Source organism: Streptomyces sp. NPDC028711, from assembly GCF_055565415.1.
Window position 1 is genome coordinate 338,605 of the sequence record NZ_JBVHUJ010000004.1, and the last position, 20,699, is coordinate 359,303.

Sequence of the window (20,699 nt, forward strand, 5' to 3'; positions counted from 1 at the left end):
GAGCTCCTCACTTGACGCTGCCGGCCGTCAGACCGGCCTTCCAGTGGCGCTGGAGGGAGACGAAGGCGACGACGAGGGGGACGACGGCGAGCAGGGATCCGGTGACGACGAGGGGGTAGAAGTCGGGTTCGGCGTGGGCGTTGCTGTTCCATGCGTACAGGCCGAGGCTCAGCGGGTAGAGCTTCTGGTCCGACAGCATCACCAGGGGGAGGAAGAAGTTGTTCCAGACGGCGGTGAACTGGAAGAGGAAGACGGTCACGAAGCCGGGCATGACCATGCGCAGACCGATGGACCAGAAGACGCGCAGTTCGCCGGCCCCGTCGATACGGGCGGCCTCCAGGGCCTCGTCGGGGATGTAGCCGGCGCAGAAGACCCGGGAGAGGTAGACCCCGAAGGGGTTCACCAGGACCGGGATGAGGACGGCCCAGTAGGTGTTGACGACGCCGATCTCGCTGGCCAGGAGGTACATCGGCAGGGCGAGCGCGGTGGTGGGGACGAGCACGCCGAGCAGGACGAGGCCGAAGAGCTTCTCCTTGCCCCTGAAGTCGTAGACGTGGAAGGCGTATCCGGCGGCGACGCTGACGAACGAGCAGGCGAGGGCGCCGAGTCCGGCGTAGAGGAGGCTGTTCAGGTACCAGTGGAAGTAGATGCCGTCGTTGTACTCGGCGAGCCGGGTGAGGTTGCCGCCCAGGTCGAAGCCCTCGAAGGAGAAGGCGTTTCCGGCGAGGAGGCCGCCGGCGTCCTTGGTGGCGGCGGTGAGCAGCCAGACGAGCGGGAAGAGCATGTAGACGACGGCGAGGAGGAGCGCGCCGTTGACGGCCGCCTTGGACAGCCAGACGGAGGGGGTGCGGGGCCTGCTCATGCCGTCCTCGCCTTCCGGCGGCCGGTGAACCTGGTCACGGCGAAGGAGAGCAGCGCCGCGGTCAGGGCGAGGAGTACGGAGGCGGCGGCGGCGAGCCCGTAGTCGTTGCGGTCGAAGGCCGCGGTGTAGGCGTACATGTTCGGCGTCCAGGTGGAGGTGACGGCGGAGCCCGTGCCCTTGTTGAGGATCAGCGGCTCGGTGAAGAGCTGGAGCGAGCCGATGACGGTGAAGAGGCCGACCATCGCGAGGGAGGCCTTGACGAGCGGGATCTTGACGGAGAAGGCGATGCGCCAGGCACCGGCGCCGTCGACGGTGGCCGCTTCGAGGACGGAGCGGTCGATGGCCTGGAGGGCCGCGTAGAAGATGACCATGTTGTAGCCGAGCCATTCCCACAGGGCGATGTTGACCACGGAGGGCAGGGCGCCTTCGGGGGAGAAGAAGTCGAAGCCGATGCCTCCGGCCTCCATGGCCTGGACGACCGGGCTGAGCTGGGGCGTGTAGAGGTAGACCCAGATCAGGGCGGCGATGATGCCGGGGACGGCGTGCGGCAGGAAGAGCGCGAGCTGGAAGAAGCGGCGGGCGCGGGCGAGGGCCGAGTCGAGCAGGAGGGCGAGGCCGAGGGCTCCGGCGAGCAGCAGCGGGATGTAGAGCAGGCAGTATCCGAGCAGGACGCCGAAGCCCTCGCGGAAGGCCCGGTCACCCAGCGCCGCGGTGTAGTTGTCGAGGCCGGTGAAGACGGTCTCGGTGCCGCCGAAGCCCAGTCCGGACTGCTTCTCGGTGAAGAGGCTGAGCCAGACCGCGTATCCGATCGGCACCACCATCACCGCGGTGAAGAGCAGGAAGAAGGGGGTCAGCAGGATCGTGGCGGCGCGGGTGCGGGCCTTCATGCGGTCAGCCCTCGACCTTCAGGCCGCGCTTGGTGAGTTCGGCGACGGTGGCGTCGTGACCGGCCTTGACGGCGTCGGCGATGCCGGGGCCGCCCTGGGTGATCTTGCCGAAGTGGTCCTTGATGGTGGTGTTGGTGGTGCCGGTGGTGGGACCCCAGGCCCAGTCGGGGCTGATGGAGGCGCCGGAGGCCTCGAAGAGGGCGTAGATGTCCTGACCGCCGTAGTAGCTCGCGTCGAAGGCCTTCTTGGCGACGGGGCGCAGTGCGGTGGCGGCCGGGAAGGCGGAGGAGGTGCCGGAGGCGATCCGGGCCTTGACGCCGTCCTCGGTGGTCGACATCCACTCGGCGAAGGTGACGGCGGCGGCCTTCCGCTTGCTGTCCTTGGTCACGGCGAAGGAGGTGCCGCCGAGCATGCCGCTCGCGGGCTTGCCGTCCCAGCTGGGCATGGGGGCGACGGCCCACTTGCCGTCCTGTTCGGGCAGGGTGCCCTTGAGGACGCCGGCGCCCCAGGAGGCGCCGAGGTAGCCGATGGTGGTGCCGTTCTTGAGGGAGCCGGTCCACTCGGGGCTGAAGGAGGCGTTCTTGTGGACGAGTCCTGCGTCGAGGAGGCCCTGCCAGTAGGTGGTGACCCTGGTGGTGGCCGCGTCGGTGGTGTTGATCTTCCAGGTGTCGTTCTCGGCCTTGAACCACTGCGCGCCGGCCTGCCAGGCCATGGCCTCGAAGGTGGTCGGGTCGTCCGGGAAGAAGGTGGCGATACGGGCCTTGGCGTCGGCCTTCTTGACCTGCTCGGCGGCCTTCCTGAACTCGTCCCAGGTGGCGGGGACCTCGACCTTGTACTTCGCGAAGAGGTCCTTGCGGTAGAAGAAGGCCTGCGGGGCGGCGTCGAAGGGGACGGCCCAGGACTTGCCGCCGAGGGTGGTGAGGTCGACGGTCTGCGGGAGCAGCTTGGCGCGGTCGGCCTCGGTGAACTCGCCGCCGATGTCCTGGAGGGCGCCGGAGCTCACGAACTCGGGCAGCGAGGAGTACTCGATGGAGACGAGGTCGGGGGCGTTGCCGGCCTTCACGGCGTTGGAGATCTTGGCGTAGCCGCCGGCGGTGCCGGAGGGGATCTCCTCGAACTTCACCCGGATGTCGGTGTGGGAGGCGTTGAAGGCGTCGACGACGTCCTTGGATCCCTTGGCCCAGCCCCAGAAGGTGATGGTCACGGGCTCGTTCGGCTTGTTCGCGGTGTCGTCACCGCCGCCGCCGCAGGCCGTGAGAACGGCGAGGGCGGTGGCGGTGCCGGCTATGACACGGGACGTTCTGCTCCAACTACGGGTCACGGCACGGCTCCTGAAGGCGGGCGGCTGGGAGGTTGTGGCCGTGATCCTGTGACCGTTCCTGACCGAAGTCAAGAGCGAAAGATTGATTGATCGAAAAAAGATCAGATGACGGTCGTTCAGGGAGAGCCCGGGCGAGCCCTGCCCGAGGCCCGCACCCGGTCGTTCAGGGAGAGGCCGGGTGCGCCCCGCACGAGGCACGCACCCGCAGTCTCGGAAGGAGTCCCAGGTGACGGCGGGCCGCGTCCTCGTCGGAGCCCGCGCCGCGCTCGGCGAGCCGCTCCACAAGCAGCTCGGTCGCATGCCGCCCCACCTGCCGCTTGGGCGGGGCGACCGCCGTCAGCGGGGTGTCGGCGAGCGCGGCGACCTCGTCGTCGTACGCGATCAGGGCCAGGTCCTGCGGCACCCGTACGCCCAGCTCGGCGAGGCGCTGCACGATCTCGATCGCGTCCACGTCGTTGTGGACGAGGGCCGCGCTCGCGAGGCCCGAGCCGACCGCCTCGTGCAGGGCGCGGACCGCCCGCTCGAAGCCCTCGGGATCCGCCTCCGCCGGCACCGAGTCGATGACGGGCCGCGGCTCCCCGAGCCCGAGCGTCTCCAGGGCCTCGATGTAGCCGGCGCGCACCGCGAGCGCGGTCGGGGAGTCCCGGCGCGCCACGAGCAGCGGTGTCGCGTGGCCGAGCGAGAGCAGGTGGCGCAGGGCGAGCAGGACGCCATGGCCGTGGTCGGACGCGACCCGGTCCAGGCCGTCCAGCGGGCTGCCCGGCTCCGCCCGGCGCTCCAGGAGCACGGCGGGCACCGGGAGTTCGGCCAGCCAGTCCCCGTACGCGAGCCGGTCCTCGGGGCCCCGCCAGCCCGGGGCGACGAGCACGCCCTCGGCGCCCGCCGCGAGCAGCCCCTCGGTGCGGGCCCTGTCCTCCTCCGGCCGGTAGTCCGAGACGCGGAGCACAAGCCGGGCGCCGGCGCGGGCGGCCGCCTCGTGCGCACCCCGGATGACCTCGGCGAAGTAGTACGTGGCCGAGGGGGCGAGCAGGCCGATGACCAGGCCCTCGCCGGGGCGCCCGCCGGCCGGGCCGCTCCGCTGCTCGGGCCAGGACACCTGGCCGTGCACCCGGTCCAGCAGACCCCGGCCGGACAGGACTTCGACGTCACGGCGGGCGGTGACGGGGGAGACCCCGAGCCGTTCGGCCAGGTCGGCGACGCGGGCGGTGCCGCGCTCGCGGACCAGGGCCAGCAGTCGGTCGTGTCGTTCGGCAGCACTCTCGCGCACGGCGCAGTTCCCCCTCGCGGTGGTGGTGGTTCCCCGACCTTAGTTCACCCATGGCCCCGAATGATCGAACGGTAGAAATTTCGATCATTCGCTCCGATTCTCTTGACGTTCGATCGGAGCCTGTCCAGGATTCCCGGCGACGCAGACGTCACCGCCTGGAAGCCACAGGGAGCGCCAGGGAGCCACAGGGAGCCACAGGGAGCATCATGCCCACGCCGCCCGAGAACCGTGAGCTCAGCCCGTACACCGGCTGGACCCGTGCCCACTGGGAGGCCGCGGCCGACCGACTCCTCCTGGCCGTCCGCCCCTTCGCCTCCCCGCGCCACGGGCTCGTCGCGCTGCCAGGACCACGCCCCAGCTGGTCCGGAGCCCGCTCCGACGGCCTTGAGGGCTGGGCCCGCACGTTCCTCCTCGCCGCGCTCCGCGTCGCCGGAGCCGGGGGAGCCGACCCGCACGGCCACCTGGAGCGGTACGCGGAGGGGCTCGCGGCCGGCACGGCCGGGCGCGACCCCGAGGGGCCCGACTCCTGGCCCCTCACCACCGACACCCGCCAGGCGATCGTGGAAGCCGCCTCGATCGCCCTCGGCCTCCGCCTCACCCGCCCCTGGCTCTGGGACCGGCTCGACGACCGCACCCGCGAGCAGGTCGTCGACTGGCTCCGCCCCGCCCTCGGCCCGTCCCCCGTCGACAACAACTGGTGGCTCTTCGGCCTCACCGTCGCCGGCTTCCTCCAGGACGCCGGCGCCGACACCGACCGGGCCGCCGCCACGATCGACCGCTCCCTCGCCCGTGTCGAGGACTGGTACCTGGGCGACGGCTGGTACAGCGACGGCGACAACCGCGCCTTCGACCACTACAACGCCTGGGCGCTGCACTTCTACCCCGTGCTCCACGCCCACCTCGCCGGCGACCGGACGCTCCTCGACCGATACGGGCCGCGCCTCCGGGCCCATCTCGACGACTACGTCCACCTCTTCGACGCGAACGGCTCTCCCCTCCCGTACGGGAGGTCCCTGATCTACCGCTTCGCCGCGGCCGCCGCACCCTGGCTCGGCACCCTCACCGGGCACACCCCCCTCACCGCCGGGGCCACCCGCCGCCTGGCCTCCGGCACCCTGCGGTACTTCCTCGACCGCGGCGCCACCGACCCGGACGGCCTCCTCACCCTCGGCTGGCACGGCCCCTACCCGCCGCTCGTCCAGGAGTACTCGGGCCCCGGCTCCCCCTACTGGGCGTCCAAGGGATTCCTCGGCCTTCTCCTGCCCGCGGACCACCCCGCCTGGACCGACCCCGAGGAACCCCTGCCCGCCGAACGCGCCGACACCGTCCGCCCCTTCGCCCCGGCCGGGCTGCTCGTCCAGACCACCGCCGCCGACGGACTCGTACGCCTCCACAACCACGGCAGCAACCATGTGCACAGCGCCGATTCGGACGAGGACGACTCCGGATACGCCCGCCACGCCTACGCGACCCGTACGGGACCCAGTACGGGAACCGCGCCCGCCGACAACCACTTCGCCCTGCTCACGGACGGCGGCCGGGCCACCACCCGCGGACCCGCCACCCCGCTCGGCACCGGCCCGGACTGGGCCGCCTCCGTCCACCGTCCGCTGCCCGGTGTCCGGGTGATCTCCGCGACGCTCGCCCACGGCCGCGCCGAGGTCCGCGCCCACCTCGTGCTCGGCGCCCCGGAGGGGACCTCCGTACGGCAGACGGGCTGGGCCACCACCCCCGACGGGCCGCGCGCCGAACTCCACGCGATCCACGGGTACCACCCCGAGACGACCGAACTCCCCACCGGGGAAACCCTTCAGGGTCCCGACAGCCTGACCCTCGCCCTCCACGGCACCACGAGCGGCCCGGCGTCCCTCTTCGTCGCCCTCGCCTCACTCACCGCCGAACCCGCCCCGGCACCGGCAGCGGACCCCGCGGACCTCGCCGATCTCGCCGATCTCGCGGACGTCCGGATCCACGGCCTCCGCACGACCGTGACCTGGCCGAACGGCGGCGTCACCCGACTGGACCTCGCCGCCCTCGCCGCCCTCGAAACGACGGGACCGTGACCGTACGGGCGACTACTTCGGCCCGTACTTGCGTCCCGCCTTCGACGACACGCCGCCCAGAAGGCCGCGCGGCGCCAGCTTCACCACGCCCATCAGGGCCTTGTAACGGGGGTCGGGGATCGACAGCGTCTTCCCCCGCTCCAGGTCCGAGAGCGCCGCCGTCACCAGCTTGTCCGCGTCGAGCCACATCCAGCCCGGGATGTTGTCCGTCCCCATCCCGGCCCGCTCGTGGAACTCGGTCCGTACGAAGCCGGGGCAGAGCGCCATCAGGCGTACCCCGCTGCCCGTCAGGTCACGGGCCGCGCCCTGGGTGAACTGCACGACCCAGGCCTTCGACGCCCCGTACGTGCCACGGGGCAGGAAGGCGGCCACCGAGGCGACGTTCACCACCCCGCCACGCCCCCGCGCCTTCATCGAGGCGGCGGCGGCCGAGGTCAGCCGCAGCACCGCCTCGCAGTGCACCTTGAGCATCGTCAACTCGTCGGCCATGGACACTTCGAGGAAGCGGCCCTTGTTGCCGAAGCCCGCGTTGTTCACGAGCAGGTCCACCGGCTGCTTCGGATCCGAGAGCCGGGCCTCGACGGCGGCGATGCCCTTCTCCTCGGACAGGTCCGCCGCGAGCACCTCCGCCTCGACGCCGTGCCGGTCGTGCAGCTCGGTCGCCTGCTCGCGGAGCCGCTTCACGTCCCGTGCCACGAGCACGACGTCGTGACCGTCCGCCGCGAGTCTCCGTGCGAAGGCGGCGCCGATGCCCGCGGTGGCGCCCGTAATCAGTGCAGTCGTCATACGGGCACGGTAGTGCCCCCTTACGGCGCCTCCGCCCGGGCGTACTTGTCCGCGTACTGGCGTGCGAGCGCGAGCAGTCCGGACTCCATCCACTCGGCGGCGACCAAGGTGCGGGGCAGCAGCGCGCGTTCGGCGGTCGCGGCGCGGTGGAGCAGGGCGACGGTGATGTCGTGCCCGGGCCGGTGGACGACCGTGATCGGGTCACCGGCGCGGATCTCGCCCGGCACGATCACCCGCAGCAGCGCGCCGGGGCCCGCCTCGGACTGCGTGAACCGCCGGACCCAGCCCTTCTCCTCCACGAAGCCCGCGAACGTACGGCAGGGGATGCGGCCGCCGGTGACCTCGAGGACCACGTCCTCGCCGATCCGCCAGCGCTCGCCGATCAGGGCCCCGTTCACATCGAGGCCGCGGGTGGTGAGGTTCTCGCCGAACGAGCCGTTGGCGAGCTCGCGGCCGAGCTCCCGCTCCCAGACGTCCATGTCCTCGCGGGCGAAGGCGTACGCGGCCCGGTCGTTCCCGCCGTGGAAGCGCAGGTCGCAGACCGTGTCCCCGGCGAGCCCGCTCCTGCCGACGCCGGGCGCCCCGGGCGCCTCGATCCGTACGGGCCCCTCGACGGGACGCTTGTCGATGGCGGTGAGGCCCGAGGCGGCCTCGGTGTAGTCCACGGCCTTCTCGCGGCCCACATTCACACTCAGCAAGGTCATGTGGGCACTTTACGGGCAGCCATCTCAAAGGCGCGGGCGAATATGTGCGGCTTCACCCAAGACTCGCTTATGCTGGGACGCATGATCGAGGCACGCCATCTCCGCGTTCTGCGCGCCGTCGCCGCCACCGGCTCCTTCTCGGCCGCCGCGCGCGAACTCGGCTGCACCCAGCCCGCCGTCAGTCAGCAGATGAAGGCCCTCGAAGCTTCCGCCGGCACCCCGCTGCTGATCAGGACCGGCCGCGAGATGCGCCTCACCCAGGCCGGCGAGGTCCTCGTCCGCCACGCGTCCGGCATCCTCGCCGGGCTCACCGCCGCCGAGGAGGAGGTCGCCGCCATCGCCGGTCTCCGGGCGGGCCGGGTCCGCCTGGTCTCCTTCCCCAGCGGCAGCTCCACCCTCGTCCCCACCGCCCTCGCCGCCCTCAGGGCCGCGCACCCGGGCACCCGCGTCTCGCTCGTCGAGGCCGAACCGCCGCGCTCGATCGAGATGCTCCGCGAGGGCGACTGCGACGTGGCCCTCGCCTTCCGGTACGGGGCGGGCCGGGCCGAGTGGGACGACCTGGTCGTACGGCCGATCCTCGCCGACCGCCTTGTGGGCCTGGTCCCCGAGGGGCACCGGCTCGCGGGGGCCGGGTCGGTGGGCATCGCGGAACTCGCGGAGGAGTCGTGGATCGCGGGCTGCCCGCGCTGTCGCAGCCAGCTCGTGGACGTCTGCGAGGAGGCGGGGTTCACGCCCCGCATCGACTTCGCGACCGACGACTACCCGGCCGTCGTGGGCCTGGTCGGCGCAGGCCTCGGCGTGGCCGTCCTGCCGGAGCTCGCCATCGAGTCCGTACGGCGCAGAGGCGCGCGGACCGTGGCCGTGGAGCCGGCCGTGGAGCGGGAGATCGTGGCCCTGACGCTGCCTGACCTCGCTCAGGTCCCGGCCGTCGCCGCCACGCTCGACGAACTGAGCCGCGCCGCCACGCGCGCGTAGGAACGCGCGACACGCGCGTGGGCGCGGTACTGCGGCCTGCTCACTCCGACTGTTCCGTCAATAGTTGGAGAAACGTTCCTTCACATGTGCTCCACAATCGGCCGGCCGACCGCCGAGGCCGATGTCGTCGGCGCCGCCGCGATCAGGCGATTGCGCGCGCGTCCCATGAGCTCTTCGCGTTCGTCCTCGGTGAGGCCGCCCCATACGCCGTAGGGCTCCCGTACGGCGAGTGCGTGTGCCGCGCACTCCGCGCGCACCGGGCACCGCATGCAGACCTCTTTCGCCGAGTTCTCACGCGCACTCCGTGCCGCGCCGCGCTCTCCCTCGGGATGGAAGAACAGGGAGCTGTCGACCCCGCGGCAGGCCGCGAGCAGTTGCCAGTCCCACAGATCGGCGTTGGGTCCGGGAAGGCGGGAGAAATCTGCCATTGCGCTTGTCCCCTTGAAACCGTGTCGAACGGATAGGTGGGCGGGTGGATGGCTGATGGCCGGGGCTCCTCGGGGCCCCGCCGGGTCCGGGTCGGTACACCTACTGTCTAAGTAGATGTAAATATGACTCATTGCGAATCTAGCCACAGACACCGCGAAAAGGGAAGAAAACCCGCTAAATGGGGCAGTACCTTTCGATCACGGACAGAAGGCTCGCGTCGCTCTCCTCCGTACGCGCACCCTCACGTAGAGTGCCGAACGCTGCCGTCCGACCCGTAACTCTTTCGAGTGACCGTCGTTGAGTGTGCGGAGGCGGTTGAAGGAAGAAGCGATCGGGCAGGTGTCCGAGAGCGTCAATCGCACAGGTGACGATTACGTACAGCCCTGGAGGCTCAAGGTGACGCGCTACAGCTGCGAGAGCCGCGGAGGTCACGCATGACATCCGTCCTCGTCTGCGACGACTCCCCGCTCGCCCGAGAGGCGCTCCGCCGCGCGGTCGCGACCGTGCCCGGTGTGGAGCGCGTGACCACCGCGGCCAACGGCGAGGAAGTCCTCCGCCGCTGGGGCGCGGACCGCTCGGACCTCATTCTGATGGACGTACGCATGCCCGGTCTGGGCGGCGTGGAGACCGTCCGCCGGCTGCTCTCCGCGGACCCCGGCGCCCGCATCATCATGCTCACGGTCGCCGAGGACCTCGACGGCGTCGCCCTCGCGGTCGCCGCGGGTGCCCGCGGCTATCTGCACAAGGACGCCTCGCGCGCCGAACTGCGGGCCACGGTCACGCAGGCGCTGGCCGACCCGACCTGGCGGCTCGCCCCGCGCCGGCTCCGTTCGGCCGAGATGGGCGCCGCGCCCACCCTCACCGCGCGCGAGATCCAGGTCCTCGAAGGCATGAGCCACGGCCGGTCCAACGCGGAGATCGGGCGCGAGCTCTTCCTCTCCGAGGACACCGTCAAGACCCACGCCAGGCGGCTCTTCAAGAAGCTGGGCGCCTCGGACCGCGCGCACGCCGTCGCCCTCGGATTCCGCTGGGGCCTGGTCCGCTGAATCGCAGGTCACCCGCCACATCCCCGTCCTCGTCCGCGTCCTTCGCGGGGTGGACGGGGTGGGCTTGTCTCACTTCCCCGCCGTATGCCGCATCCTTGAGATGTGGAGTTCCTCGGGGACGAGTCGATCGAGCGGGAGGGGAGGGCGCGGGAGATGAGTTCCGGCGCACCTGCTCATAACGCTTCGGTGCACAACTACGGACGCGGTGCCACGAACGCGGAAGCGTCGGGGCACCATGGAGCGATGCGCGACGACGAGACCGTGGGTTCACCCATGCCTGCCGGGCACGGGGAGATCGGCGCGCTCGTCCACCTCGCGGTCGAGGGCGACGCGCAGGCCACGCACGACCTGCTCGCACGGGTGCACCCGCTCGCCCTCCGCTACTGCCGCACCCGCCTCAACCGGCTCCCGGGCGACGCCCGGCACTTCGTCGAGGACCTGGCCCAGGAGGTCTGCGTCGCCGTCCTGATGGCGCTGCCGCGCTACAAGGACACGGGCAGGCCCTTCGAGGCCTTCGTCTTCGCCATCGCGGGACACAAGGTCGCCGACCTCCAGCGGGCCGCCATGCGGCACCCGGGGTCCACGGCCGTGCCCTCCGACGAGATGCCCGAGCGGCCCGACGACTCCCTCGGCCCCGAGGAGCGCGCGCTGCTCAGCGACGACGCCGAGTGGGCGAAGAGGCTGCTCGCCAACCTCCCCGAGAACCAGCGCGAACTGCTCGTGCTCCGCGTCGCGGTCGGACTGACCGCCGAGGAGACCGGACAGATGCTCGGCATGTCCCCCGGCGCCGTCCGGGTCGCACAGCACCGCGCGCTCAGCCGGCTCAGGGCGCTGGCCGAGCAGTAAGAGCCACGGGGGCTTGTCGTCCCTTTCGTACACGTGGGAACGTCCAAAGCTCTCCGCTGATCTTGATCGTGGAATGAGACACCGCTTCAGCCCGTTAGCATGGACATCCCGCACCGATCAAGGCCATTTGGGAAGGTGTCATGACTGCCAACGTCGACGGAGTGCCCGAGAAATTCGCGACACTCGGGCTGACCTACGACGACGTGCTGCTGCTGCCGGGCGCGTCCGAGGTCCTCCCGAACGCGGTCGACACCTCGTCCCGCATCTCCCGCAACGTGCGCGTGAACATTCCGCTGCTCTCCGCAGCGATGGACAAGGTCACCGAGTCCCGCATGGCCATCGCCATGGCGCGACAGGGCGGCGTGGGCGTGCTCCACCGCAACCTGTCGATCGAGGACCAGGTCAACCAGGTCGACCTCGTGAAGCGCTCCGAGTCCGGCATGGTGACCGACCCGATCACCGTGCACCCGGACGCCACGCTGGCCGAGGCCGACGCGCTGTGCGCCAAGTTCCGCATCAGCGGCGTTCCGGTCACCGACCAGGCCGGCAAGCTGCTCGGCATCGTCACCAACCGCGACATGGCCTTCGAGTCGGACCGCAGCCGCCAGGTGCGCGAGGTCATGACCCCGATGCCGCTGGTCACCGGCAAGGTCGGCATCTCCGGCGTCGACGCCATGGAGCTGCTCCGCCGCCACAAGATCGAGAAGCTGCCGCTGGTCGACGACTCCGGCATCCTCAAGGGCCTCATCACGGTCAAGGACTTCGTCAAGGCCGAGAAGTACCCGAACGCGGCCAAGGACGCCGAGGGCCGGCTGCTCGTCGGCGCGGCCGTCGGCGCCAGCCCCGAGGCGCTGGAGCGCGCCCAGGGCCTCGCCGCCGCGGGCGTCGACTTCCTGATCGTCGACACGTCGCACGGTCACAACAGCAACGCCCTGAACTGGATGGCGAAGATCAAGTCCAGCGTCGGCGTCGACGTCATCGGCGGCAACGTCGCGACGCGTGACGGCGCGCAGGCCCTGATCGACGCCGGTGTCGACGGCGTCAAGGTCGGTGTCGGCCCCGGCTCCATCTGCACGACGCGCGTGGTCGCCGGCATCGGCGTCCCGCAGGTCACCGCCATCTACGAGGCGGCGCTCGCCGCCCGCGCGGCCGGCGTCCCGGTCATCGGCGACGGCGGTCTGCAGTACTCCGGCGACATCGGCAAGGCGCTCGCCGCCGGCGCCGACACGGTCATGCTGGGCAGCCTGCTCGCCGGCTGCGAGGAGTCCCCCGGCGAGCTGCAGTTCATCAACGGCAAGCAGTTCAAGTCGTACCGCGGTATGGGTTCGCTCGGCGCGATGCAGTCCCGCGGCCAGGGCCGGTCGTACTCCAAGGACCGCTACTTCCAGGCCGAGGTGGCCTCGGACGACAAGCTCGTCCCCGAGGGCATCGAGGGCCAGGTGCCCTACCGCGGCCCGCTGGCCAACGTGCTGCACCAGCTCGTCGGCGGCCTGCGCCAGACCATGGGCTATGTGGGCGCCGCCACCATCGAGGAGATGGAGTCCAAGGGCCGCTTCGTCCGGATCACGTCCGCGGGCCTCAAGGAGAGCCACCCGCACGACATCCAGATGACGGTCGAGGCACCGAACTACAGCAGGAAGTAACACAGCGCGACGCGTGGGGGCGGTTCCGGCATGTGGCCGGAGCCGCCCCCCGCGCTTGTGTCGGGGATACTGGTAGGCGCAGACGTAGAGGGAAAGGCCACACATCGTGACTGAGATCGAGATCGGGCGCGGCAAGCGCGGCCGCAGGGCGTACGCGTTCGACGACATCGCCGTCGTCCCGAGCCGGCGCACCCGGGACCCGAAGGAGGTCTCGATCGCCTGGCAGATCGACGCCTACCGGTTCGAGCTGCCGTTCCTGGCCGCGCCGATGGACTCGGTCGTCTCGCCGCAGACCGCCATCCGCATCGGCGAGCTGGGCGGCCTGGGCGTACTCAACCTGGAGGGTCTCTGGACCCGGTACGAGGACCCGCAGCCGCTGCTCGACGAGATCGCCGAGATGGACGAGGCGACCGCGACCCGCCGCCTGCAGGAGATCTACGCGGCCCCGATCAAGGAAGAGCTGATCGGGCAGCGCATCAAGGAGGTGCGCGACTCCGGTGTCGTCACCGCCGCCGCGCTCTCCCCGCAGCGCACGGCGCAGTTCTCCAAGGCCGTCGTCGACGCCGGCGTGGACATCTTCGTCATCCGCGGTACGACGGTCTCCGCCGAGCACGTCTCGGGCGCGGCCGAGCCGCTGAACCTGAAGCAGTTCATCTACGAGCTCGACGTCCCCGTCATCGTCGGCGGCTGCGCCACGTACACGGCGGCCCTGCACCTGATGCGCACCGGCGCGGCGGGTGTCCTCGTCGGCTTCGGCGGCGGCGCCGCGCACACCACCCGTAACGTGCTTGGCATCCAGGTCCCGATGGCGACCGCGGTCGCCGACGTGGCCGCGGCCCGCCGTGACTACATGGACGAGTCCGGCGGCCGGTACGTGCACGTCATCGCCGACGGCGGTGTCGGCTGGTCCGGCGACCTGCCGAAGGCCATCGCCTGCGGCGCCGACTCGGTCATGATCGGCTCCCCGCTGGCCCGCGCCACGGACGCGCCCGGCAAGGGCCACCACTGGGGCATGGAGGCCGTCCACGAGGACGTGCCGCGCGGCAAGCTGGTCGACCTGGGCATCGTCGGCACCACCGAGGAGATCCTCGCGGGCCCGTCGCACTCCCCGGACGGCTCGATGAACTTCTTCGGCGCCCTGCGCCGCGCGATGGCCACGACGGGCTACAGCGAGCTCAAGGAGTTCCAGCGCGTCGAGGTCACGGTCGCGGACGCCCAGCACAAGCGCTGACGACCGTCCCGTACGCCGAAGGGGCCCCGCACCGGGTGGTGCGGGGCCCCTTCGGCGTGCATGGGTCGTGGGATTCACAAGCCGAGGTACTGGGTCACGGCGTGCTCGACGACGCCGAGTTCGTGGTGGTCGAGGAAGTGCACCGGATCGCCGTGGACGAACCGGACGTCGACCGTACGGATCTGGTCCACGAGCAGCCGGGTGAGTGTCCCCGCGATCTCCAGCTCGGGCCGGAAGACGGACGGCTGGGCGCTCGTCGACGTGGGGATGATCGTGGCCACGCTCCACGGCATGGCGCTGGGGCTCAGGACGAGGCCGTACCGCTTGCCGCGTTGTTCGTGCCCGCGCTTCGCGTCCCCGAGGTCGATCCGGTAGACGGCGCCGCGGATCACCAGGCGTCCTCTTCGGAAGCCAGGTCCTCGTCCGCGAGCCGCTCGGCGTCCGCACGGGCCTGCGTGAGCCACTCCTCGCGCTCCAGCAGGCGCAGGGCGCGGCGGATCACGTCGCTGGTCCCCTCGCCCTCGCGCATCGCGGTCCTGATGATGCGGTCGTCCTCCGGGGTAGGCCGGAATCCTATGGTCGTCGCCATAGGGCGAGGCTACCGCCGTGTTGCACACCTGTGCAACAGATGTTGCACAGAGTCGTCTGGGCGCCCTTTCACAGGCGGTGGGCCGCGCCGCCCGGGGTGGCACCGCGGGTGTCGAGGAGGAGTTGGGCCTTCACTGCCAGGCCCTGGAGGTCGTACGTGCGGTGGTGCTGGAGCAGGACCGTCAGGTCGGCGTGGGCGGCGGCCTCGTAGAGGGAGTCCGCGCGCGGGACGGGGAGTTCGCGGACGCGCCAGTCGGGGACGTGCGGGTCGTGGTAGCTGACGGCCGCGCCGAGGTCCATGAGGCGGCGGGCGATCTCGTCGGCGGGGGAGCCCTGACGGTCGGGCAGGTCCGGCTTGTACGTGATGCCGAGGAGGAGGATCCGGGCGCCGCGGGCCGACTTGCCGTGCTCGTTGAGGAGGGTGGCGGCGCGCTGGACGACGTACGCCGGCATGCGTTCGTTGACCTGGCCCGCGAGTTCGACGAGGCGGAGCGGGCGGTGGGCTCCGACGGTGTCGACGGGGGCGCCGTGCCCGCCCACGCCGGGGCCCGGGCGGAAGGCCTGGAAGCCGAAGGGCTTGGTCTCGGCGCAGCGGATGACGTCCCACAGGTCGACGCCGAGTTCGTGGCAGAGGACCGCCATCTCGTTGACGAGGGCGATGTTGACGTGCCGGAAGTTGGTCTCCAGGAGCTTGACCGTCTCCGCCTCGCGGGGGCCACGCGCGCGTACCACCTTGTCGGTGAGCCGGCCGTAGAAGGCGGCCGCCGCTTCCGTGCAGGCCGGGGTGAGGCCGCCGATGACCTTGGGGGTGCCGGCGAAGCCGTGGGTACGGCTGCCGGGGTCGAGGCGGCCGGGCGAGTACGCGAGGTGGAAGTCGCGTCCGGCCCGGAGGCCCGAGCCCGTTTCGAGGAGGTCCCGGAGCAGGCCCTCGGTGGTGCCGGGGGGGACGGGTGATTCGAGGAGCACGGTGGTGTGGGGGCGCAGCCGGGCGGCGAGCACGCGCGCGGCGTCGGTGACGGCGCCGAGGTCGAGGGCACGGTCGGGGCCGAGGGGGGTGGGGGCGCAGAGGACGGCGGTGCGGACCCGGCCGAGTTCGGCGGGGTCGGCGGTGGGCCGGAAGCCCCCCGCGAGCATCCGGCGGATCTCGGGGACGGTGAGCGAGCCGTCGACCGGGGAGCGGCCGGCGGCGAGTTCGGCGACGGGGCAGGGGTCGGTGTCGTAGCCGACGGTGTCGATGCCTGCGGCGGTGGCGGCCTGGGCGAGGGGGAGTCCGTGGTGGCCGAGGCCGATGACGGCGAGATCAGCGGGCATGGGGGTGGGCCGTCCTTCCCAGTAGCCGGAGGGAGCGCGACGCGCAAGCCCGGTGGACAGAACGGGTCGAGCGCAATGTCAGACTAGGCGTAAATATGACCGATATGCGGGATTGTGTGACCGCAGGTCGCCGAGTGTTATCCACAGGTCGGTGGCGAGGCAGTGGCTGAAGTCGCGGGGGCGGGCCAGAATCGAGCTGTGAGCCGGACCACACGGCCCGGTTCACGGCACGTGTACGCGGAGCTCGTGCGCGGACGACGCGTGCGGACAGACGGGGGACGACGGAAGGCGGCAGCGTGAGGACAGCGACACTGGGACCCGCCGAGCGCGCCGAAGCGCTCGCGGCCATGGCGGAACGCGAACTGGACGTGCTGGTCGTCGGCGCCGGAGTGGTCGGCGCCGGAACCGCCCTCGACGCTGTCACCAGAGGGCTCTCCACCGGCCTCGTCGAGGCGCGCGACTGGGCGTCAGGGACCTCCAGCCGGTCCAGCAAGCTCATCCACGGCGGCCTGCGCTACCTGGAGATGCTCGACTTCGCCCTGGTCAGAGAGGCCCTCAAGGAGCGCGGACTGCTCCTGGAGCGGCTCGCCCCCCACCTGGTGAAGCCCGTCCCCTTCCTCTACCCGCTCCAGCACAAGGGATGGGAGCGGTTCTACGCGGGCTCGGGCGTCGCGCTGTACGACGCGATGTCCTTCTCCTCGGGCCACGGCCGCGGCCTCCCCGTCCACCGGCACCTCTCCCGGCGCCGCGCCCTGCGCGTCGCCCCCTGCCTCAAGAAGGACGCCCTCGTCGGCGCCCTCCAGTACTACGACGCCCAGATGGACGACGCCCGCTTCGTCACCACGCTCGTGCGCACCGCCGCCTCCTACGGCGCCCTGGCCGCGAGCCGGGCCCGTGTCGTCGGCTTCCTGCGCGAGGGCGAGCGGGTCGTCGGCGCCCGCGTCCAGGACGTCGAGGCGGGTGTGGCGTACGAGATCCGCGCCCGGCAGATCGTCAACGCCACCGGCGTGTGGACCGACGACACCCAGGCACTCATCGGCGAGCGCGGCCAGTTCCACGTCCGCGCCTCCAAGGGCATCCACCTCGTCGTCCCCAAGGACCGCATCCACTCCACCACCGGGCTCATCCTGCGCACCGAGAAGTCCGTGCTCTTCGTCATCCCCTGGGGGCGCCACTGGATCGTCGGCACCACCGACACCGAGTGGGACCTCGACAAGGCCCACCCCGCCGCGTCGAGCGCCGACATCGACTACCTCCTCGAGCATGTGAACACGGTGCTCGGCACCCCGCTCACCCGCGACGACGTCGAGGGCGTCTACGCGGGCCTGCGGCCCCTGCTCGCCGGCGAGTCGGACGCCACGAGCAAGCTCTCGCGCGAACACACCGTCGCCCACCCGGTCCCCGGCCTGGTCGTGGTGGCCGGCGGCAAGTACACGACGTACCGCGTCATGGCGAAGGACGCCGTCGACGAGGCGGTGCACGCCCTTGATCAGCGCGTGGCCCCCTGCGTCACCGAGGACACCCCGCTCCTCGGCGCCGAGGGGTACCGGGCCCTGTGGAACGCACGGGCGAGGATCGCCGCGAGAACCGGCCTCCACGTCGTCCGGGTCGAGCATCTCCTCAACCGGTACGGCTCCCTGACGGAGGAGATCCTCGAACTCGTCGCGGAGGACCCGTCGCTCGGCGAACCGCTCGCGGCGGCCGACGACTACCTGCGCGCCGAGATCGTCTACGCCGCCTCGCACGAGGGCGCCCGCCACCTCGACGACGTCCTCACCCGGCGGACCAGGATCTCCATCGAGACCTTCGACCGGGGCACGCTCAGCGCCCGCCCGTGCGCGGAGCTCATGGCGCCGGTCCTCGGCTGGGACGACCACCAGATCGAGAAGGAGGTCGAGCACTACGAGAAGCGGGTCGAGGCGGAGCGCGAGTCGCAGCGGCAGCCCGACGACCTGACGGCGGACGCCGCGCGGCTCGGCGCGCCGGACATCGTGCCGATCTGACAGGGCCTCCGGGTCGCGTGTGTCCGGTGGGAACCTGGGGGGCGCCCGGGGGCGTCGTCATCCCGGAGTACGGACCCGGGGGCGCCGCCCGTCCCAAGGTGAGAGACAATGGCCTCTCTTCCAGGGCGGGTTACCGCATCGCGCGGGAAGCGGCAGACGCGGCGAAGATCAGGGATCGCAGAGGGGACGCATGTCGGAGGCGGAGCAGTCGCGGGACACGGCGAAGGACCCCGGGCGGGACGCCGCCGCGGGGGCCGCGACCGACAGCGACCGAGGAGTGGTCCCAGCCGCGCGTGAGCCGGAGCGGGACACCAAGGACACGCAGGTCAAGCAGGGTACGGACCCGGCCGGCACGCCGGCCGACGCGGGCGACGCGCGGGATGCGCGGGGCCCGGCGGACGCCGTGGGACCCGCGGATCGGGGCGGCTCGGGCGGCGTGGGCGGCTCGGCGGATCCCGCCGGCGCGGCCGGCGTCCCGGGGGCCGGTGCGCGGGACGCGGACGTACGGGATTCGGGCGTACGGGACGTGACGGACGTTCAGGATGCCGCGCGCATTCAGGATGCCGCGGGTCTCCCGGGCGAGAAGGACTCCGCAGGAGTGCCGCCCGGCGGGCCGGCGGGTCCGGGCGGGAGCCGTGGCGACGACGTCGCCGGGCCCGGCCGGCTGCGCGGGACCGAGCCGTCGACCGGCCGGGCCGGGTTCGGCGCGGGTGACGGCGACGGCGAGAGCGATCGCCGCCGGCCGGCACCGGGCGCCGCGCGCGGCACCGGCGGTGACAGACCGCGCAAGGCCCCGGCCGGAGAAGGGCGTCTGCTCGCGGGCCGCTACCGGCTCGGCGCGGTCCTCGGCCGCGGCGGCATGGGCACCGTCTGGCGCGCGGTCGACGAGACCCTCGGCCGTACCGTCGCCGTCAAGGAACTCCGCTTCCCCACCAGCATCGACGAGGACGAGAAGCGGCGCCTCATCACCCGGACCCTGCGCGAGGCGAAGGCCATCGCCCGGATCCGCAACAACGGCGCCGTGACCGTGTACGACGTCGTCGACGAGGACGACCGCCCGTGGATCGTCATGGAGCTCATCGAGGGCAAGTCGCTCGCGGACGCCGTGCGCGAGGACGGCACGCTGACGCCCCGGCGCGCCGCCGAGGTCGGCCTCGCCATCCTCGACGTGCTGCGTTCGGCGCACCGCGAGGGCATCCTGCACCGCGACGTGAAGCCGTCCAACGTGCTGATCGCCGAGGACGGCCGGGCCGTCCTCACCGACTTCGGCATCGCCCAGGTGGAGGGCGACCCCTCGATCACCTCCACCGGCATGCTCGTCGGCGCCCCCTCGTACATCTCGCCGGAGCGCGCCCGCGGCCACAAGCCGGGCCCCGCCGCCGACATGTGGTCGCTCGGCGGGCTCCTGTACGCGGCGGTCGAAGGCAGCCCGCCGTACGACAAGGGTTCCGCCATCGCCACCCTCACCGCGGTGATGACCGAGCCGGTCGACCCGCCGAAGAACGCGGGACCCGAGCTCGAGAAGGTCATCTACGGCCTCCTCGCCAAGGACCCGGCGCAGCGGCTCGACGACGCCGGCGCGCGCGTGCTGCTGCGGGCCGTGCTCGACGCGCCCGAGGTGGCGCCCCCGGTCTCCCCCGAGGCGACGATGGTCGTACCGCTGCCGCCGCGCCCCGAGCGGACACCGGTGGCCCCCGCCGCCGACCGGGACAAGGCGACCGACCCGGCCGCCGACCGGATGCGGGGCGCCCTCAAGTCCGTACGCAACGCGGCGGCCTCCGTGAAGGCCGAGCCCAAGGCGCGTCCGCAGACGGCCACGGGCGCAGGCGCGGGTTCCACGGCGCCGCGGGGCTCGGGCCGGCAGGCTCCGGCCCGTGCGCCGCTGACCGATGTCGTACCGCGCCGCACGCTGGTGATCATCGCCGCCGTCGCCGTGCTCGCCCTGCTCGGGACGATCTTCGCGGTCTCCCTCGGCGGAGGCGGGGACGAGGGGAACCAGGGCAAGGAGAGCGGCGGTACCACGGCCTCGGCCGGTGCCTCGGCCGGCGGTGACGGTTCCGACGGTTCCGGAAGCTCCGGAGGTTCCGGCGGGGACAAGGGCCAGCAGGGCGGCGTCCAGCCCGGGGACAACGGCTCCACGGGTTCGACGGGCGCCGACGGCGCGACGGGCTCCACCGGCGCGTCGAACGGCAACGACGTCACGCCGTCCGGCACGCCCGGCGGCGACGCCGCCGCGAAGCTGCCCGCGGGCTACACCCTCGTCACGAACGAGCGCTTCCACTTCTCCATGGCGATGCCCTCGACTTTCCGGATGCGCGCGATCCCGGGATACAGCGGCGGCGGGATCTTCAGCGAGAGCGGCGGCTTCCCGCGCATCCAGGTCGACTTCAACGCCAGCCCGAAGGACGACGCGGCGGCCGCCTGGGAGCTGGGCAAGATCGGCGTGGCCGCCACCAGCAAGGGCTACAAGCACTTCGGCATCAGGACCGTCTCGTACAAGGGCTACCCGACCGTCGCCGACTGGGAGTTCGAGCGCGTCCAGCAGGGCATGCGCGTCCATGTGCTCAACCGCGGCTTCAAGGTGGACGCCAGGCACGGCTACTCCCTCATGATCAGCTGCAAGGCGGAGGAGTGGAACGGCGCGGAGTGCCGGACGCTGCGGGAGACGGCGTTCGCCACGTTCAGCCCCAAGGACTGACCCGCGCCACGTATCGTGAGAGTTCGAGGACCGTACGCA

Annotated in this window: 18 protein-coding genes; 8 read left to right on the forward strand and 10 right to left on the reverse strand. The window is 71.9% G+C overall.

Annotated features, from left to right (window positions below; genetic code table 11):
* Positions 1-7: 7 nt before the first annotated feature.
* From ACZ4VK_RS16115 to ACZ4VK_RS16130, 4 genes are all read right to left on the reverse strand, one after another.
* Entirely contained in the window at positions 8-862 is an 855-nt protein-coding gene (locus ACZ4VK_RS16115) for a carbohydrate ABC transporter permease (protein WP_468352617.1), read from the reverse strand.
* Positions 859-1,749, reverse strand: coding sequence for a carbohydrate ABC transporter permease (locus tag ACZ4VK_RS16120; RefSeq protein ID WP_468352619.1), 891 nt, complete (start codon positions 1,747-1,749; stop codon positions 859-861). Before ACZ4VK_RS16120 ends, ACZ4VK_RS16115 begins: the two co-directional genes overlap by 4 nt.
* A 4-nt stretch (positions 1,750-1,753) precedes the next feature.
* A complete protein-coding gene (locus tag ACZ4VK_RS16125) occupies positions 1,754-3,070 on the reverse strand; it encodes an ABC transporter substrate-binding protein (protein ID WP_468352621.1) in 1,317 nt (438 codons plus the stop codon).
* 163 nt (positions 3,071-3,233) lie between these two features.
* Positions 3,234-4,337, reverse strand: coding sequence for a LacI family DNA-binding transcriptional regulator (locus ACZ4VK_RS16130; protein ID WP_468352624.1), 1,104 nt, complete (start codon positions 4,335-4,337; stop codon positions 3,234-3,236).
* Positions 4,338-4,543: 206 nt separating this feature from the next.
* Between ACZ4VK_RS16130 and ACZ4VK_RS16135 the strand changes: the two genes are divergently transcribed.
* Positions 4,544-6,400, forward strand: coding sequence for a DUF2264 domain-containing protein (locus ACZ4VK_RS16135; RefSeq protein ID WP_468352626.1), 1,857 nt, complete (start codon positions 4,544-4,546; stop codon positions 6,398-6,400).
* A gap of 12 nt (positions 6,401-6,412) precedes the next feature.
* On the opposite strand, the gene ACZ4VK_RS16140 is transcribed toward ACZ4VK_RS16135, so the two are convergent.
* Positions 6,413-7,186, reverse strand: coding sequence for an SDR family NAD(P)-dependent oxidoreductase (locus tag ACZ4VK_RS16140; protein ID WP_468352628.1), 774 nt, complete (start codon positions 7,184-7,186; stop codon positions 6,413-6,415).
* A 20-nt stretch (positions 7,187-7,206) separates the two neighbouring features.
* A complete protein-coding gene (locus ACZ4VK_RS16145; RefSeq protein WP_468352630.1) occupies positions 7,207-7,890 on the reverse strand; it encodes an MOSC domain-containing protein in 684 nt (227 codons plus the stop codon).
* An 81-nt stretch (positions 7,891-7,971) separates the two neighbouring features.
* Here ACZ4VK_RS16145 and ACZ4VK_RS16150 point away from each other — a divergent pair, with 81 nt between their 5' ends.
* A complete protein-coding gene (locus ACZ4VK_RS16150) occupies positions 7,972-8,865 on the forward strand; it encodes a LysR family transcriptional regulator (protein ID WP_468352632.1) in 894 nt (297 codons plus the stop codon).
* An 80-nt stretch (positions 8,866-8,945) separates the two neighbouring features.
* Here the strand turns inward: ACZ4VK_RS16150 and ACZ4VK_RS16155 are convergent, their stop codons facing one another.
* On the reverse strand, positions 8,946-9,293 hold the full coding sequence (locus tag ACZ4VK_RS16155; RefSeq protein WP_468352634.1) for a WhiB family transcriptional regulator: 348 nt from the start codon (positions 9,291-9,293) through the stop codon (positions 8,946-8,948).
* A 435-nt stretch (positions 9,294-9,728) separates the two neighbouring features.
* On the opposite strand from ACZ4VK_RS16155, the gene ACZ4VK_RS16160 reads away from it, so the two are divergent.
* From ACZ4VK_RS16160 to ACZ4VK_RS16175, 4 genes are all read left to right on the forward strand, one after another.
* Positions 9,729-10,340: a response regulator transcription factor gene (locus ACZ4VK_RS16160; RefSeq protein WP_003948568.1), complete on the forward strand. Its 612-nt coding sequence runs from the start codon at positions 9,729-9,731 to the stop codon at positions 10,338-10,340.
* A 243-nt stretch (positions 10,341-10,583) separates the two neighbouring features.
* A complete protein-coding gene (locus ACZ4VK_RS16165) occupies positions 10,584-11,186 on the forward strand; it encodes a sigma-70 family RNA polymerase sigma factor (RefSeq protein ID WP_468352636.1) in 603 nt (200 codons plus the stop codon).
* A gap of 140 nt (positions 11,187-11,326) precedes the next feature.
* On the forward strand, positions 11,327-12,829 hold the full coding sequence (gene guaB, locus ACZ4VK_RS16170; RefSeq protein ID WP_468352638.1) for an IMP dehydrogenase: 1,503 nt from the start codon (positions 11,327-11,329) through the stop codon (positions 12,827-12,829).
* A 106-nt stretch (positions 12,830-12,935) separates the two neighbouring features.
* Positions 12,936-14,060 (forward strand): GuaB3 family IMP dehydrogenase-related protein, encoded by a 1,125-nt coding sequence (locus tag ACZ4VK_RS16175; RefSeq protein WP_403591120.1) that lies wholly within the window; start codon positions 12,936-12,938, stop codon positions 14,058-14,060.
* A gap of 74 nt (positions 14,061-14,134) precedes the next feature.
* Here the strand turns inward: ACZ4VK_RS16175 and ACZ4VK_RS16180 are convergent, their stop codons facing one another.
* The 3 genes from ACZ4VK_RS16180 to ACZ4VK_RS16190 form a co-directional block, all read right to left on the reverse strand.
* Positions 14,135-14,452, reverse strand: coding sequence for a type II toxin-antitoxin system PemK/MazF family toxin (locus ACZ4VK_RS16180; RefSeq protein WP_468352640.1), 318 nt, complete (start codon positions 14,450-14,452; stop codon positions 14,135-14,137).
* Positions 14,449-14,649: a hypothetical protein gene (locus ACZ4VK_RS16185; protein WP_468352642.1), complete on the reverse strand. Its 201-nt coding sequence runs from the start codon at positions 14,647-14,649 to the stop codon at positions 14,449-14,451. The genes ACZ4VK_RS16180 and ACZ4VK_RS16185 overlap by 4 nt, the downstream gene beginning before the upstream one ends.
* 68 nt (positions 14,650-14,717) lie before the next feature.
* Positions 14,718-15,959, reverse strand: a complete 1,242-nt coding sequence (locus ACZ4VK_RS16190; protein ID WP_468352644.1) for a nucleotide sugar dehydrogenase — start codon at positions 15,957-15,959, stop codon at positions 14,718-14,720.
* A gap of 296 nt (positions 15,960-16,255) precedes the next feature.
* On the opposite strand from ACZ4VK_RS16190, the gene ACZ4VK_RS16195 reads away from it, so the two are divergent.
* Together ACZ4VK_RS16195 and ACZ4VK_RS16200 are read left to right on the forward strand one after the other, a co-directional pair.
* Positions 16,256-17,962, forward strand: a complete 1,707-nt coding sequence (locus tag ACZ4VK_RS16195; RefSeq protein WP_468352646.1) for a glycerol-3-phosphate dehydrogenase/oxidase — start codon at positions 16,256-16,258, stop codon at positions 17,960-17,962.
* A gap of 190 nt (positions 17,963-18,152) precedes the next feature.
* On the forward strand, positions 18,153-20,660 hold the full coding sequence (locus ACZ4VK_RS16200; protein WP_468352648.1) for a serine/threonine-protein kinase: 2,508 nt from the start codon (positions 18,153-18,155) through the stop codon (positions 20,658-20,660).
* Positions 20,661-20,699: the final 39 nt, after the last annotated feature.

Excerpts from the sequence above, each read along its gene's own strand:
- ACZ4VK_RS16115 (WP_468352617.1), bottom strand. The coding sequence starts at position 862 with ATGAGCAGGCCCCGCACCCCCTCCGTCTGGCTGTCCAAGGCGGCCGTC.
- ACZ4VK_RS16120 (WP_468352619.1), bottom strand. The coding sequence starts at position 1,749 with ATGAAGGCCCGCACCCGCGCCGCCACGATCCTGCTGACCCCCTTCTTC.
- ACZ4VK_RS16135 (WP_468352626.1), top strand. The coding sequence starts at position 4,544 with ATGCCCACGCCGCCCGAGAACCGTGAGCTCAGCCCGTACACCGGCTGG.
- ACZ4VK_RS16140 (WP_468352628.1), bottom strand. The coding sequence starts at position 7,186 with ATGACGACTGCACTGATTACGGGCGCCACCGCGGGCATCGGCGCCGCC.
- ACZ4VK_RS16145 (WP_468352630.1), bottom strand. The coding sequence starts at position 7,890 with ATGACCTTGCTGAGTGTGAATGTGGGCCGCGAGAAGGCCGTGGACTAC.
- ACZ4VK_RS16150 (WP_468352632.1), top strand. The coding sequence starts at position 7,972 with ATGATCGAGGCACGCCATCTCCGCGTTCTGCGCGCCGTCGCCGCCACC.
- ACZ4VK_RS16155 (WP_468352634.1), bottom strand. The coding sequence starts at position 9,293 with ATGGCAGATTTCTCCCGCCTTCCCGGACCCAACGCCGATCTGTGGGAC.
- ACZ4VK_RS16160 (WP_003948568.1), top strand. The coding sequence starts at position 9,729 with ATGACATCCGTCCTCGTCTGCGACGACTCCCCGCTCGCCCGAGAGGCG.
- ACZ4VK_RS16165 (WP_468352636.1), top strand. The coding sequence starts at position 10,584 with ATGCGCGACGACGAGACCGTGGGTTCACCCATGCCTGCCGGGCACGGG.
- guaB (WP_468352638.1), top strand. The coding sequence starts at position 11,327 with ATGACTGCCAACGTCGACGGAGTGCCCGAGAAATTCGCGACACTCGGG.
- ACZ4VK_RS16185 (WP_468352642.1), bottom strand. The coding sequence starts at position 14,649 with ATGGCGACGACCATAGGATTCCGGCCTACCCCGGAGGACGACCGCATC.
- ACZ4VK_RS16190 (WP_468352644.1), bottom strand. The coding sequence starts at position 15,959 with ATGCCCGCTGATCTCGCCGTCATCGGCCTCGGCCACCACGGACTCCCC.
- ACZ4VK_RS16200 (WP_468352648.1), top strand. The coding sequence starts at position 18,153 with ATGTCGGAGGCGGAGCAGTCGCGGGACACGGCGAAGGACCCCGGGCGG.